Here is a 14,832-nt window from a genome sequence, read left to right on the forward strand (position 1 = left end):
TTTGCCCGTAACGGTCAATCCTTCAACACCAGCACGATCGTCTCGATCACGCGGAGCGTGTCATCGACTGACCCCACCCGGATGGTGTCGAGTCCCATCTCCTTCGCCGGATAATCGTTGCCGCCCGGGAAGATCGCGTCGCCGAGGAACAGCACTTCGTCCGCGCTTACGCCAGCTTCGGGAAACAGCTTCTTCAGGCCATACGCCTTGTCGACCCCCTTGCGCGTCACGTCGATCGAGGTCGATCCGCCGATATTGATCGACAGGTCGGGCAGCATGCCGCGCAGCCGCGCCTGTAGTTTCTTGCGCTTGGCGTGGTCGGGGTCCCACGCGTCCTTCGCCTCGAGCGGCGCCTGCTGGCCGAGCGCGGAGAAGGTCACCTGGCTGCCGCGATCCTCGACGCGGTCGCCCCACGTCTGGCCCTGGTCGAGCCCTTCCTCGTGCATCGCCTTGTCGAACGCCTGGATGATGTGCTGGCGCTCGCCCTCGCTGAACAGTTCGGCGTAGATCGCCTTCCATTCGCCGTCGACGAAGCGATAGAGCTTGGTCCCGGTCGTCGGCTGGATGAACAGGTTCGCGAGGTTCGCGCGGTCGATCATCCGCCCGATCACCTGCTTCTCGAACTGCGGCCAGTCGCCACCCGAGATGATATCGACCTTCGCCACATCGAGCAGGTCGGCGAGCGCGTTGGCCATGCGGTCGTCGAGCGGTTGCTTCGACAGCGCGAGCGTGCCGTCGAGGTCGAATGCGATGAGCTTCTTCATGATGTCACCTTGGGCAGGATGAACGCATCGATCGCATGCGCGACGCCGTCCTCCTCGTTGCTGCTGGATGTTTCGTCGGCCTTGGCTTTCACCGCCTCGGGTGCCTGGCCCATCACGACCGAGAAGCCGGCGCGGTCGAACATCGGCACGTCGTTCTCCATGTCGCCGAACACCGCGACATCGGCCATGTCGACGCCGAGCATTTTGGCGAGCGCCGCAACGCCGTCACCCTTATTCGCAGTGACGCCCGTCACGTCGAGATAATAGGTCTGGCTTTGGCCGATCGTCGCCTGCTTGCCGAACGCTGCCTTCGCCTTGTCGGCCAGCCCCTTGAGCAACGCGGCATCGTCGCTGACGATGGTGAGCTTGTCGATGCGGCCGTAAAGGTCGGCGAAATCGTCGCGCAGCACCGGCGGCTGGTTCGACGCGATGCGTTCGTGCTCGACATGCACGCCCTGGTCGCTCGTCGCGTACCAGTGCCCGTCGGCAAATACCCAGCGGTCGACCGGCGCATCGCCGACGATCGCGAACACGCCGCGCACGACAGTTTCATCGACATGGCAGGCCGACAGCACCGCACCGTCGGGGCGGAAGACGATCCCGCCGTTGAAGGCGGCGAGCGGGATATCGATCCCCAGCGGCGCGATCAGCGGCATCATTCCCGAAATCGGTCGCGCGCTGATCAGCGTGAACGGCACCCCCGCGTCGCGCAACCGATGGACCGCGGCGATGACTTGCGGGCTGAGCGACTTGTCCTTCCTGACCAACGTGCCGTCGACATCCGACACCGCGAGTCGAATCATTGCGGCATCTCGACATGCCCGCCGAACCCGAAGCGCATCGCCGACAGCAATTTGTCGCCATAGGTATGCTCGACCCGGCTGCGGTAGCGCGCAAACAGCGCAGCGGTCAGCACATGCGCGGGCACCGCCTCTTCCATCGCCGCCTCGATCGTCCAGTGCCCTTCGCCCGAATCGGCGACGCGGCCGCTGAACTGGGCAAGTTCCATGTCCTTGGCGAGCGCCGATGCGCACAGGTCGAGCAGCCACGACGAAATCACGCTGCCGCGCCGCCATACTTCGGCGATGTCGGTCAGGTTGAGGTCGTAGCGCTCGTCCTCGGGCAGCTTGTCGGAGTTCTTCGACGACAGCACGTCGAAGCCCTCGGCATAGGCCTGCATCAGGCCGTATTCGATGCCGTTGTGCACCATCTTGACGAAGTGCCCAGCGCCCGCCGGCCCGGCATGGATATACCCCTTCTCCGCGCGCGGATCCTCGCCCTCGTTTTCCATGCGGTTGGGGGTGCGCGGGATAGTGCCGAGTCCGGGCGCGAGCGCCTCGAGGATCGGATCGAGCGTCTTCACCACCTCGGCCTCGCCGCCGACCATCATGCAATAGCCGCGCTCGAGTCCCCAGACACCGCCCGACGTGCCGACATCGACGTAATGAATTTGCTTTTTCTTCAGATGTTTGGAGCGCTTTATGTCGTCCTTGTAGAAGGTATTGCCCCCATCGATGATGATGTCGCCTGGCGCGCCCATGCCCGACAGCGCCTCGATCGTCTGATCGGTAGGATCGCCCGCCGGGAGCATCACCCAGAAGATCGACTGGCCCTCGAGCTTGCCCTTCATCTCGTCGAGCGACCCCACGCCGATCGCGCCTTCGCCGGCCAGTTCCTTCACCGTTTCGGGCGAGCGGTCGAACACCACGGTTTCGTGTCCTGCGCGCATCAGCCGCCGCGCGATGTTGCCGCCCATCCGGCCGAGGCCGATGATCCCAAGTTTCATGTCCGTGCCAATCTCTCTACCGTTCGCCCTGAGCTTGCCGAAGGGCGTGTCCAGAATACGTGCTTCGACAAGCTCAGCACGAACGGGGTGAAGGTAAGGCCTTACGTCGCCTCGGCTGGATGCTTGGCGGCGATCGCGCCGAGCAAATCGTCGAACGCCTTGGAAAAGGACGCGACGCCTTCCTCGACCAGGTCGGCCGTCACCCCGTCGAGGTCGAGGCCCAGACGCTCGGCCTCGGCGAGCACGTGGCGCGCGCCGTCGACGTCCTGCGTCAGCGTTTCGGCCGCGGTGCCGTGATCGCGGAATGCGTCCATCGTCTTGGGTGGCACGGTGTTGACCGTATCCTTGCCGATCAGCGTGTCGAGGTAGAGCGTGTCGGGGTAATCGGGGTTCTTGGTGCCGGTCGACGCCCAGAGCAGCCGCTGCGGCATCGCTCCCTTCGCGGCGAGCGCCTGCCAGCGGTCCGATTGGATGAAATCGAGATACCATTGATACGCCAGCTTGGCGTTGGCGATCGCGACCTTGCCCCTCAGCGCCTTGGCCTCCTCGCCGCCGGTGCCCGCGTCGATCGCGTCGTCGATCTTGGTGTCGATCCGGCTGACGAAGAAGCTCGCGACGCTCGCGATCCTGTCGATCGCCTCGCCCCGCGCGGCGCGCTTTTCGAGGCCCTCGACGAAGGCCATCGCGACCGCCTTGTACGCCTCGATCCCGAACAGCAGCGTCACATTGATGTTGATGCCCTTGTCGATGCTCGTTGCGATCGCGGGCACGCCCGCGGCGGTGCCGGGAATCTTGATCATCACGTTGGGCCGGTCGATCATCGACCACAGTTTCGCCGCCTCGGCGATCGTGTCGTCGGTGTCGTTCGCAAGGTACGGCGACACTTCCATGCTGACATAGCCATCCTTGCCGCCGAGCCGGTCGTACACCGGACGCAAGGTATCGGCGGCGTCGCGGATGTCGCTGATTGCCAGCGCTTCGTAGCGGTCCATCGTCGCAGCACCTGGATGCGCCTTGTCGAACTCGGCGAGCTCGGCGTCGTACGCGTCGCCGTGCCCCATCGCCTTTTCGAAGATAGACGGGTTGCTGGTGACGCCGGTGATCCCGTCTTCGTCGACCAGCTTCTTCAGCCCGCCTTCGGCGAGCAGCTTGCGGTCGATGAAGTCCAGCCAGACGGCCTGCCCGAGCTTTTCGAGGTCGTTGAGGCGTCCCATCACTTCGTCTCCAGCATCGATTTTGCGGTCTTCACGACATTGTCGACCGTGAAGCCGAACTTGTCCGCGAGCTTGGCGAGCGGGGCCGACGCGCCGAAGGTCGACATTGTGATCGTCCTGCCCGACAGCCCGACGTAGCGGTCCCAGCCGATCTCGCCGCCCATCTCGATCGCGAGCCGCGCGGTGACTTTCTTCGGCAGCACCGATTCCTTGTACGCATCGGATTGCCGTTCGTAACGGAACCAGCTCGGCATCGAGACGACGCGCGCCGCGATTCCCTCGGCCTTGAGCTTTTCGTAGGCGCCGATCGCGAGCGACACTTCGGAACCCGTCGCGATCAGGATGACCTGCGGATCGTCGCTGTCGGCGAGCACGTAGGCGCCCTTCGCCAGTCCGTCGGCGCTCGCATACTTCTGGCGGTCGAGCGTCGGCAGCGCCTGGCGCGACAGGATCAGCGCGGTGGGATAATTGGCGTCGCTCACCGCCGCGCGCCATGCCTCGGCGGTCTCGTTGGCGTCGCACGGGCGGATCATGTCGATCCCGGGAATCGCGCGGAGCGTTGCGAGATGCTCGATCGGCTGGTGCGTCGGCCCATCCTCGCCGACCCCGATCGAATCGTGCGTGTAAACCCATACCGCGCCGATCTCCATGATCGCCGACAGCCGCACCGGCGCGCGCATGTAATCGAGGAAGACGAGGAACGTGCTGCCGTAGGCGCGCAGGTGCGAGAGCGCCATGCCGTTGACCACCGCGCCCATGCCGTGTTCGCGCACGCCGAAGTGGAAGTTGGCGCCGCCGTAATTGCCGGGCTCGAAAGATTCGGCGCTCTTGATATCGGTCTTGGTCGACGGCGCGAGGTCGGCCGATCCGCCGATCAGCCACGGCACGTTCTTGACGATTGCGTTGAGCACCTTGCCCCCCGCGTCGCGGCTGGCGATACCCTTTTCATCGGCATCGAACGTCGGGATGTCGGCGTCCCACCCGTCGGGCAGCTTGTCCGCCAGCACCAGGTCGAGTTCCTTGGCCAGATCGCCCCAGGTGTCGCGATAGCTCGCCAGCGTCTGTTCCCACGCCTCGCGCAACGGCCGCCCGCGGTCGGCCACGCAACCGCTGAAATGATTGACCACGCCGTCGGGCACGTAGAAACTCTTGTCGTCGGGCCAGCCGTACGCCTGCTTGGTGAGCTTGACGTTTTCCTCACCCAGCGCTTCGCCGTGCGCCTTCTCGCTCCCGGCGCGGGGAGATCCCCAGCCGATCACCGAGTGGACGACGATGAAGGTTGGCCGGTCGTCGGTCTTGCGGAACGCCGCGAGTGCCTGCGCCATCGCGTCGCAATCGTTCGCGTCGTTCACGTGGATGACGTTCCAGCCATACGCCTCGAAGCGCTTGCCGACGTCCTCGTCGAACGCGAGGCTCGTCGCGCCTTCGATCGAGATGTGGTTGCTGTCGTAGATCCAGCACAGGTTCGACAGCCTGAGGTGCCCGGCGAGGCTCGCGGCCTCGGCCGACACGCCCTCCATCATGTCGCCATCGCCGCACAACGCGTAGACGTCGTGGTCAAACAAGTCGAAACCCGGCTTGTTGTAGCGCGCGGCGAGCCAGCGCTCGGCGATCGCCATGCCTACCGAATTGCCGCAGCCCTGGCCGAGTGGCCCTGTGGTCGTCTCGACCCCGGTGGTGTGGCGATATTCGGGATGCCCAGGTGTCTTCGACCCGAGCTGGCGGAAATTCTCGATATCCTCGAGGCTGACCGCTTCCTTGCCGGTCTTCTTGCCGTCCTTGTCGATTTCCTCGATCCCCGCGAGGTGGATCAGTGAATAGAGCAGCATCGACGCATGCCCGACCGACAGCACGAAGCGGTCGCGGTTGGGCCAATCGGGCTTCGATGGGTCGTAGCGCAGAAATTGCGACCAGAGCGTGTACCCCACCGGCGCCAGCGCCATCGGCGTGCCGGGATGCCCCGAATTCGCCTTCTGCACCGCATCCATCGACAGCGTGCGGATCGTGTCGATCGTCAGCCGCTCGATCGATCCATCCTCTTGCAATTGGTCGACGTCGCGGATGGTGGTGGTTTCGGTATCGGACATCATAGCTCCCGCTTCGCCTGCATAACGCCGTCATGGCGCGGAGGTTGCGGCCCCTATATGGCGCGCGGCGGCGCGGGACCAGCCGTCAGCGTTCCATTTTCGTAACGATTCCATCCTGCGCGACGTACGCCACGTCGACTTCGCTCAGGAACAACCCGTGGCCGAGCGCGCCCGGAATCGCCTGAAGGTCGACCGCCAGCTTTTCGGGGTCGGCAATCGCACCGAAATGGCAATCGAGGATCAGATTGCCCTGATTGGTGCGATACGCTTTATCCGGAGACATCCGCAGCACCGGGTCGGCACCAAGCGCCGATAGCCGCGCTTCGGCAAAGCTGCGCGCGAACGGCAGGATTTCGACCGGCACCGGCGCCTTGCCCAGCGCCGCGACGCGTTTCGACCCGTCGGCGACGACTACCATCCGGGCAGCTGCGCTCGCAACGATCTTCTCGCGCAACATCGCCCCGCCTGCCCCCTTGATCGCGCGTAGCCGCGGGTCGACCTCGTCGGCGCCGTCGATCGCCAAATCGAGCGTGGCCATGTCGGCAAACCGCCCGATCGTGATTCCTGCTGCGTGCGCGGCGCGCCACGTCGCTTGCGATGTCGCGAAGAAGGTCGCCGTCGGCCATTCGGCGAGCCGCGCGCCGATCGCCGCGATCGCGAATGCCATGGTCGACCCGGTGCCGATCCCGACCCGCATGCCGTCGCGGATTTCCGCCAGCGCGGCTTCCGCCGCCAGCTTCTTGTCGTCGTCCTGCATCGCGCGATGCTAGCCGATAACGAAAGGGCCGCGCCACCCTGCGGTGACGCGGCCCCCGATCGTCAGCGCTTGCGCGCCGCCGGATCAGTTCGCGTTGGCGACGTTCGCGACCGGAACCGTCGCGTTCGCGTCGACGGTGTTGGCGTCGGTCGCGTTCACGTCCGCAGTCAGGTTGGCGTCGTCGGCATTCAGCACGACGTCGTTGCTCACGACGTTGCCCTGGTCCTTCTGGCCACCGCAAGCGGCGAGGCCGAGGACGGCGGGCGCGATCAGCGAGAGAATGAAAAGCTTCTTCATAGACTTCACTCCGTGGTTTCCAGGCCGCTTGCCCCCGCTCTGCACCATGCGTCGCGAACCGGTCCTGTGTTCCGTCGCCGCCTATGCCTTAATCCCCACCGCTTTGATAGGATAAAATGCACGTCTCGCCGCTTTTCGCCCAGATTGAGTGCTCGCGCCTTTTTTCTGCCACAAAACAAAAGCCCCGCCGGTCGGTCTGACCAGCGGGGCTTTCATTGGCGCGCCCGGAACGATTCGAACGTCCGACCCTCAGATTCGTAGTCTGATGCTCTATCCAGCTGAGCTACGGGCGCGCGGAAGACGCGTCCCTTAGAGGCGTCATTCGGGGAGCGCAAGTGCGTTGCGCCGCCGCATGCCGCCGCCTAGGACAATGGCATGATCCGGCGTTCGCTACTCCTCCTCGTCCTGCTCACCGCTGGTTGCGCGGAAGCGACGGACAAATATCCCTCGCTCGCGCCGCGGCCGATCGAATCGCGGCCGGAGGCCGAAGTCGTGACGCCGGTCACCGCCGCGACGCCCGATGCCGCGCTCGACCTGCAGATCGCAGGGATCGCGGTGAAGCTCGCCAAAACCGACAGCGATTTCACCGCGGCTGCCGCGCGCGCCGATGCCGCGGCGCGGGCGCGCGGGGCGCAGACGACCGGGAGCGACCAGTGGCTCGCGGCGCAAACCGCGCTGGCCGATCTCGAAGCACTGCAGGGTGACACGCTCGGCGTGGCCAGCGATGTGGAGACCATGGTGACCGCGCGCGGCGAGGCGGGCCAGCCGCCCTACCCCGCGCTCGACGCGCTGCACGACAAGGCGCAGGCACAGGCCGATGCCGAAGCGGCCAAGGTCGCGGCGATCAGGGCGCTGACCGGCGATCAGTAATCAGGGCCGCGCGAGGCGGTAGGTCAGGTGGCGCTTGAGCGGGTTGCCGTCGGGCACCGCGGGATGATCGAAATCGCCGTTCGGGTCGCGCGTCATGCCCAGCCGTTCCATCAAGCCCCAGCTGTTCGTGTTACCGGCAACGGTGATTGCCGCAATTTCCGGCGCGTCGGTGTTGGCCCAGGTCCAGGCGATCACCGCCTCCGCCGCTTCGCGCGCATAGCCCTGCCCCCAGGCGTCGCGTCGCAGCCGCCAGCCGATCTCGACATCGTCGGCGATCGGCGTGCCCGCCGGCCCCGGCTTGATCCCGCAAAAGCCCAGGAACGCGCCGTCGGCCCGGCGTTCGACCGCCCAGAAGCAATAGCCGTGCTCGGCAAGCACCGCATCCATCCGCTCGCGCGCGGCCTCTGCGTCGGCCAGCGTCATTGGCGGGCCGAGATAGCGCATCACCTCCGCATCGTTGCCCATCGCATGGAACGGCGCGACGTCGCCCTCGCGCCAGCCGCGCAGGATCAATCGCGCGGTGTCGATCATGCGGGACGGTCGATGGAGTAAACGATCATCCGCCCCAGCAGATCGCCAACCTCGTACAGCGGATGATCGAAATCGAGCTCCGCGCGCCGGACCATGCCGAGCCGGAGCATCAGCCCCCACGACCGCGTATTCTGCGCATTGGTCCAGGCGACGATCCGCGGGCGGTTCGTATTGGCCCAGCCCCACGCGATGCTAGCCTCCGCCGCCTCGCGCGCGACGCCCTGTCCCCAATATTCCTCGGCGATGCGCCAGCCGATCTCGAGCTCGTCCGACACGCCCGTCCCGGGATAGCCGCTCAGCCGCACGCCACACACGCCAGCGAGCTTGCCGTCGGCCTTGTGACCGACCGCCCACATCGTGTGCCCGTCGCGATCCTGGCTCGCCATTAGTCGGTCGATCAGCGCGTCCATGTCGGCGCGCGGGCGCACCCCGCCGAAATGCTCCATCATCGCCGGGGTGTTGATGATCGCGTCGAACGCGGGCTTGTCGTCCTCGCGCCACGGGCGGAGGATCAAGCGGTCTGTCTCGATCATAGGTCGATCATTTCGCGAGCAGCCTCGCCGCGTGCAGCGCGTGATAGGTCAACACGCCCGAGCACCCCGCGCGCTTGAACGCCATCAGCGTCTCGAGCACCACCGCGTCGCGCTCTGCGGCACCCGCCGCGACCGCCGCCTCGATCATCGCATATTCGCCGCTGACCTGGTACGCGAAGACCGGCACCTGAAACTCCGATTTCACGCGCAGGATGATGTCGAGATAGGGCAAGCCCGGCTTGACCATGACGCTGTCCGCGCCTTCCGCCAGATCGAGCGCGACTTCGCGCAGCGCCTCCTCGGCATTGGCCGAATCCATCTGGTAGGTTTTCTTGTCGCCTTTGAGCAGTCCGCGCGATCCCACCGCGTCGCGGAACGGGCCGTAGAAGCCGCTGGCGTACTTGGCGGCATAAGACATGATCTGGACGTTGACGTGGCCGCCCGCCTCCAGCGCCTCGCGGATCAGCCCCACGCGGCCATCCATCATGTCGCTCGGCGCAATGATGTCGGCGCCCGCCGCCGCCTGGTTGAGCGCCTGACCGACCAGCACCTCCGACGTCGCGTCGTTCAGGACGTAGCCGGTGTCGTCGAGCAGCCCGTCATGCCCGTGGCTGGTATAGGGGTCGAGCGCGACGTCGGTCAGCACGCCGACCTCGGGCACCGCGTCCTTGAGCGCGCGGATCGCGCGGCACATCAAATTGTCGGGGTTGAGCGCTTCCTTGCCGTCGTCGCTGCGCAGGCCTGCCGGCGTGTTAGGGAACAGCGCGACGCACGGAATCCCCAGATCGCGCGCCTCCTTCGCGCGCGCGACGATCCCGTCGACCGACCAGCGCGACACGCCGGGGAGGCTGGCGATCGGTTCCTCGACCCCCTCTCCTTCGGCAATGAACAGCGGCCAGATCAGGTCGGCGGGGGTCAGCACGGTCTCAGCGTGCAAGCGGCGGCTCCACGCCGAAGCTCGCGTGCGGCGGAGACGAAGCGCGGGAAATTGGCTCATCGCGACGCTATCGCGCCCCGCACCCGATCAAGCAAGTGCGGTTGAAACGGAGCCGCAAGGGTGGCAGCCTGACAGGATAGCGGGAGAGGGAAATAATGACCAAGAGCACCAAAATCATCGCGGCGGCGGTGATGCTTTTGACCCTGGGCGCGGGGCAGACACCGCCGTCCACGCCGCAAAACCTGCCGAAGCCGCGGATCGAGTTGTGGCGGATGGAGGCCTACACTGCCGGCGGCAGGAATTGGGTGCGTTACAGCTTTCTGGTCCCGAACAGCGCAGCCTATCCGGCCGAGATGTTCGCATCTGCGCCGACGCTGCCGCCATGTGGAACCAACACCAAGTCTTCACGGACGTGGGTCGATTTCTTCACTGCCGAAGGTAAGCGGATCTACGGCTTTTGCGCACTTGGCAGCCCTGCCGATCTCAACAAGATCTGGTTCGCGGTCGAACGCGGCACCCCGCCACCGCCGACGGTCTATATCGAGATGACCGACCGGGCAACGGGCAGCAAATACCGCTCGGCGCCCGCACCGACGCACTTCTGATCGTCAACCGGTCGGGTGCAAGCGCCCCGCCGGCTCGCCGTCGCCGTGCGCTTGTTCCTCGGCGCGTTCGGGCTCGGGCGGGACGATCATCACCTGCTCGCGCCACCGGCCATAACGGTAATAGAGCGCCGCCAGCGTCAGCGACACCGACGAGCCGAGTGGGAAGGCCCACCACAAGGCATCGGCACCGATCAGGTGCTGCCCCCACACCGCGAACGCCAATCGCACCGGGTAGAAGGCGATCGTCAGGATGATCAGCGGCGGCACCGTCGCGCCGTTCGACCGCACGGTCGAGAACAACACCATCGTCGCGCCGAACATCACGAAGGTCCAGCTGGAGATCAGCTGGATATGCCGCGCGATCGGGATCGCCGGGCTCTGCGCGCCGACGAAGAGCGCCATCACCTGGCGGTCGAACAGGATGATCGCGGTGATCACGACGAGCGTGATGATCGAGTTATAGACGATCCCCGACCGCGTGATCGCGCCGACGCGGTCCCATTTGCCCGCGCCGATATTCTGCGCGGCCATGCTCGATACCGCGACGCCGATCGCCATCGCGGGCATCTGGATATAGGTCCATAGCTGCTGCGACACGGCATAGGCCGCGGCGGTATCGACCCCCAGCCGGTTGACCAGCCCCATCATCGTCAGCCCGGCGGTCGACATGACGAGCATTTGCGCACCCATCGGCAGGCCCTTGGCGAGGATCGTGCGGACCAGCGCCGCTTCGGGGATCAGGTAGCGCACCTCCGCGCCGCGCAACCGGATCGGCAAGTCGCGCCAATAGGTATAGATCAGCAGCCCCGCCGACGAGACGATCCCGGCGAGCAGGGTCGCGGTCGCCGACCCCGCAATCCCCATCTTGGGGAACGGCCCGATCCCGTCGATCAGTAGCGGGTTGAAGGTACTGTCGATCGCGACGCTGAGTGCCATGAACCACAGCGGCGTCAGCGAATCGCCGGTGCCGCGCAAGCTCATCTGGATGAGGACGCCGAGCATCGAAAAGGGCAGCCCGAGGAAGATCACGCGCAGGTAATCGCGCGCCATGTTCTGCGCCTCGCCCGGCGTCGCGAGCAGCCGCAGGATCTGCGGCGCGAACAGCCAGCCGATCACCGCGATCACCACCGCGCCGCCGACCACCAACCCGACCGCCGAGCCGAACGCGCGCCGCGCCGCCTCGATATCGCCGCGGCCGACCGACTGGCCGATCAGGATCGTCGCGGCCATGCCGAACCCGAACACCGCGCTGAACATCAGGAACATGATGATGTTGGCGTTGGAGGTGGCGGCGAGCGCGCCTTCGCCGAGGAATCGCCCGACCCAGATCGAGTTGATCGATCCGTTCAGCGATTGGAGGATGTTCGAGGCGAGCGTCGGCAGCGCGAACGCGAGCAGCGTCGGACCGATCGGGCCAACGGTGAGGTCGCGCTGGCCGGGGCGGCGGCCGCGCGAATGTTCCGAATGTTCGCGGTCACCGTGGGCATCGCCTTGGGACGACCGAGACGCCCGCGCGGGGTCGGTTGCAATACGCGCTTCGTCGTCGGCGTGCATCTGGCGGCTATCGCATCATCGGCACGTTGTAGGAAAGACTTATCCTAGCCGCGCTAGCGCCGCCGCCAGCCGCTCCGCCTCGGCAGATTTTTCCTCGAAGTCCGAGCGAGCCTTGAGCACCGCCTCGGGATTGGCGCGCTGGACGAAGCTGGGGTTGCCGAGGCGGCTCGCCAACCCGTCCCGCTCCTTCTCGGCGGCGGCAATCGCCTTTGCCAGACGGGCGCGCTCTGCGTCGAGATCAATCACGCCCTCAAGCGGCAGGACAAAAGTCGCCTCATCGACCACGATTTGGATGCCGGCACCAGATGCCGTGTCCGGGGGGTCAAGCTGCGGCCTGATCCGCGCCAAGCGGTTGAGCGAAGCGACGTGCCGTTCCAAGCGCGCGTGCGTTTCGTCCGAAGCATTCGCATGGGAAAACGGGAGGATGGCGCCCGGCGGTACGTTGAGTTCGGTCCGGCTCGATCTCACGTCGCTCACCAGCCGGATCAGCCAATCGATCTCCTTGCCCGCCTCCGGATCGATCGCGCGCGCGTCCGCCATCGGCCATTTAGCGACGATCAGATCGTACTCACGCTCCCCGAGCTTCGACCAAAGTTCCTCGGTCACGAACGGCATGAACGGGTGGAGCATCACCAGGATCTGGTCGAGCACCCAGCCCGCGACCGCCTTCGTCTCGTCGTCGATCGCACCCTTGACCAGCTCGAGATACCAGTCGCAGAACCGGCTCCACGCGAACTGGTAGATCGCGTTCGCCGCGCCGTCGAAGCGGTAATCGGCGAGCGCGAGGTCGACCGCCTGCACCGTCTGGATCGTCTCGCCGATGATCCATTTGTTGACCGCGAGGCTCGCCGCGGGCGGCTCCAGCGTCTGGCTCGCGCCGATCCCGTTCGCCTGGCAGAAGCGCGCCGCGTTCCACAGCTTGGTCGCGAAGTTTCGGTATCCCTCGACCCGCTTCTCATCCATCTTGATGTCGCGGCCCTGGCTCTCCATCGCCGCCATGAAGAAGCGCAGCGCGTCGGCGCCGTAGCGGTCGATCAGCCCGAGCGGGTTGACGACATTGCCCTTCGACTTGGACATCTTCTGCCCGTCCGCGGCGCGGACCAGGCCGTGCAGGTAGAGCGTGCGGAACGGCACGTCCCCCATGAAGTGCATCCCCTGCATCATCATCCGCGCGTCCCAGAAGAACAGGATGTCGAAGCCGGAAATCAGCACGTCGTTGGGGTAGCGGCCGTGGAGCTTGGGATCGGTCTCCTCGGGCCAGCCCATCGTCGCGAACGGCCACAGCGCGGAGGAGAACCAGGTGTCGAGAACGTCGGGATCCTGATGAAGCACGACAGATTTCAGCGCGCCTTCGCCATAGGTGGACTCGTGCGTCATGCCCTCGGGAGCTTGCCAAGGATCGGCATCGGACGTGCCGACCGCCCAATCCTGTCCATAATATTCACGCGCGAGCGCCACGGCTTCGTCTTCGCTCAGCGCAACGAACACCTTCCTGCCAGCGGGATCGTTCGGGTTTTCCGTTAGCTTGTCAGCACCGTCCTTAACCGGTCCAAACCAAGCCGGAATCCGATGCCCCCACCACAACTGCCGCGACACGCACCACGGCTGGATATTCTCCATCCAGTTGAAGAACGTCTTCTCCCAGCTCTTCGGCACGATCTTGATCGCGCCCGACTGCACCGCCTCGATCGGTCCTTTCGCCAGCGTCTCGGCATCGACATACCATTGGTCGGTCAGCCACGGCTCGATCACGTCGCCGGATCGGTCGCCATAGGGGGTCTGGATCGTGCGCGGTTCGGCATCGTGTTCGACGCCCTCCTTGTCGACGAACGGCACGAGGAAGCCGCCCGCCTTCAACCGCTCGACCACCTGCTTGCGCGCCCAGAAGCGGTCGATCCCGAGCAGATCGTCGGGGACCAGCCCATCGCTGGTCTGCGCCACCTGCGCCTTGGCATCGAGCATGTTGAGCATCTCGCCCGCCTTGAACCCAGCGCGCTTGCCCACCTCGAAATCGTTGAAATCGTGGCCGGGCGTGATCTTCACCGCGCCGGTGCCGAGGCTCGGGTCGGCATGCTCGTCGGCGATCACCGGGATCAGGCGGCCCGTGATCGGCAGCTTCACCTGCTTGCCAATCATCGCCTTGTAGCGCTCGTCGTCGGGATGCACCGCGACCGCCATGTCGGCGAGCATCGTTTCCGGTCGCGTCGTCGCGACGGTGATCGACCCCGATCCGTCGGCCAGCGGATAGCGGATTTGCCAAAAGCTGCCCTTGACCTCTTTCGTCTCGACCTCGAGGTCGCTGATCGCGGTGCCGAGACCGGGGTCCCAGTTCACCAGCCGCTTGTCGCGGTAGATCAGCTTCTGATTGTAGAGGTCGACGAACACTTTCAGGACGGCCTTCGAAAAGCCCTCGTCCATCGTGAAGCGCTCGTTCGCCCAGTCCATCGAGCAGCCGAGCCGGCGGAGCTGCTGGGTGATCTCTCCCCCGCTCTCGCGCTTCCAGTCCCACACCTTCTCGACGAACTCGTCGCGCGAGAAATCGGTGCGCTTCTGCTGGTGCTCGGCCATCTGGCGCTCGACCACCATCTGCGTCGCGATGCCGGCATGGTCGGTGCCGACCACCCACAGCGCGTCCTTGCCCTTGAGGCGAGCGTGGCGGACCAGCACGTCCTGCAGCGTATTGTCGAGCGCGTGCCCGATGTGGAGCGAGCCGGTGACGTTGGGCGGCGGGTTGACGATCGTCCACGGCTCGGCGCCCGGGCGATCGGGGCGGAACTGGCCGCTCGATTCCCAATGCGCGTACCAGCGGGATTCGATTTCGGCGGGGTCGAAGGTCTTGGGCAGCTCGGTCATGCGGCTGCCCATAACCAGTTCGTCACCCCAGCGAAAGCTGGGGT

14 protein-coding genes and 1 tRNA gene are annotated in these 14,832 nt (G+C 65.7%); 2 read left to right on the forward strand and 13 right to left on the reverse strand.

Translation table 11 applies throughout. The features are described from left to right. Nucleotides 1-14: 14 nt before the first annotated feature. The 8 genes from E7773_RS11410 to E7773_RS11445 all read right to left on the reverse strand — a co-directional run bounded on the left by E7773_RS11410 (nucleotide 15) and on the right by E7773_RS11445 (nucleotide 7,198). Nucleotides 15-764 carry an HAD-IIB family hydrolase gene (locus tag E7773_RS11410; protein ID WP_293991302.1) on the reverse strand — a complete coding sequence of 250 codons (750 nt, stop codon included), beginning with the start codon at nucleotides 762-764 and terminating at the stop codon, nucleotides 15-17. Beyond that, nucleotides 761-1,567, reverse strand: a complete 807-nt coding sequence (locus E7773_RS11415; protein ID WP_293991304.1) for a Cof-type HAD-IIB family hydrolase — start codon at nucleotides 1,565-1,567, stop codon at nucleotides 761-763. The genes E7773_RS11410 and E7773_RS11415 overlap by 4 nt, the downstream gene beginning before the upstream one ends. Next, entirely contained in the window at nucleotides 1,564-2,550 is a 987-nt protein-coding gene (gene gnd, locus E7773_RS11420) for a phosphogluconate dehydrogenase (NAD(+)-dependent, decarboxylating) (RefSeq protein WP_293991306.1), read from the reverse strand. Before gnd ends, E7773_RS11415 begins: the two co-directional genes overlap by 4 nt. A gap of 101 nt (nucleotides 2,551-2,651) precedes the next feature. Continuing rightward, nucleotides 2,652-3,764, reverse strand: coding sequence for a transaldolase (tal, locus tag E7773_RS11425; protein ID WP_293991309.1), 1,113 nt, complete (start codon nucleotides 3,762-3,764; stop codon nucleotides 2,652-2,654). Continuing rightward, nucleotides 3,764-5,851, reverse strand: coding sequence for a transketolase (gene tkt / locus E7773_RS11430; RefSeq protein WP_293991311.1), 2,088 nt, complete (start codon nucleotides 5,849-5,851; stop codon nucleotides 3,764-3,766). The genes tal and tkt overlap by 1 nt, the downstream gene beginning before the upstream one ends. 85 nt (nucleotides 5,852-5,936) lie before the next feature. Next, nucleotides 5,937-6,608: a ribose-5-phosphate isomerase RpiA gene (rpiA, locus tag E7773_RS11435; protein WP_293991313.1), complete on the reverse strand. Its 672-nt coding sequence runs from the start codon at nucleotides 6,606-6,608 to the stop codon at nucleotides 5,937-5,939. A gap of 84 nt (nucleotides 6,609-6,692) precedes the next feature. Beyond that, nucleotides 6,693-6,905: a circumsporozoite protein gene (locus E7773_RS11440; RefSeq protein ID WP_293991315.1), complete on the reverse strand. Its 213-nt coding sequence runs from the start codon at nucleotides 6,903-6,905 to the stop codon at nucleotides 6,693-6,695. A gap of 216 nt (nucleotides 6,906-7,121) precedes the next feature. Beyond that, nucleotides 7,122-7,198, reverse strand: a tRNA-Arg gene (locus E7773_RS11445). 82 nt (nucleotides 7,199-7,280) lie between these two features. On the opposite strand from E7773_RS11445, the gene E7773_RS11450 reads away from it, so the two are divergent. Beyond that, entirely contained in the window at nucleotides 7,281-7,775 is a 495-nt protein-coding gene (locus E7773_RS11450; RefSeq protein WP_293991317.1) for a hypothetical protein, read from the forward strand. On the opposite strand, the gene E7773_RS11455 is transcribed toward E7773_RS11450, so the two are convergent. The 3 genes from E7773_RS11455 to hemB are packed head-to-tail and all read right to left on the reverse strand — an operon-like array spanning nucleotide 7,776 to nucleotide 9,836. Further along, nucleotides 7,776-8,306, reverse strand: a complete 531-nt coding sequence (locus E7773_RS11455; protein ID WP_293991320.1) for a GNAT family N-acetyltransferase — start codon at nucleotides 8,304-8,306, stop codon at nucleotides 7,776-7,778. It abuts the gene before it with no gap. Further along, nucleotides 8,303-8,839: a GNAT family N-acetyltransferase gene (locus tag E7773_RS11460; RefSeq protein WP_293991322.1), complete on the reverse strand. Its 537-nt coding sequence runs from the start codon at nucleotides 8,837-8,839 to the stop codon at nucleotides 8,303-8,305. Before E7773_RS11460 ends, E7773_RS11455 begins: the two co-directional genes overlap by 4 nt. A 7-nt stretch (nucleotides 8,840-8,846) precedes the next feature. After that, nucleotides 8,847-9,836 (reverse strand): porphobilinogen synthase, encoded by a 990-nt coding sequence (hemB, locus tag E7773_RS11465; RefSeq protein WP_293991324.1) that lies wholly within the window; start codon nucleotides 9,834-9,836, stop codon nucleotides 8,847-8,849. Between the two features lie 95 nt (nucleotides 9,837-9,931). On the opposite strand from hemB, the gene E7773_RS11470 reads away from it, so the two are divergent. Further along, nucleotides 9,932-10,381: a hypothetical protein gene (locus E7773_RS11470; RefSeq protein WP_293991327.1), complete on the forward strand. Its 450-nt coding sequence runs from the start codon at nucleotides 9,932-9,934 to the stop codon at nucleotides 10,379-10,381. A 3-nt stretch (nucleotides 10,382-10,384) separates the two neighbouring features. Here E7773_RS11470 and E7773_RS11475 read toward each other — a convergent pair whose 3' ends face one another. After that, nucleotides 10,385-11,935, reverse strand: coding sequence for an MATE family efflux transporter (locus tag E7773_RS11475; protein ID WP_293991329.1), 1,551 nt, complete (start codon nucleotides 11,933-11,935; stop codon nucleotides 10,385-10,387). A 39-nt stretch (nucleotides 11,936-11,974) separates the two neighbouring features. Further along, entirely contained in the window at nucleotides 11,975-14,788 is a 2,814-nt protein-coding gene (locus E7773_RS11480; RefSeq protein WP_293991332.1) for a valine--tRNA ligase, read from the reverse strand. Nucleotides 14,789-14,832: the final 44 nt, after the last annotated feature.

It is taken from the genome of Sphingomonas sp. (genome assembly GCF_004799495.1).
In the GTDB taxonomy this organism is placed as follows: domain Bacteria; phylum Pseudomonadota; class Alphaproteobacteria; order Sphingomonadales; family Sphingomonadaceae; genus Sphingomonas.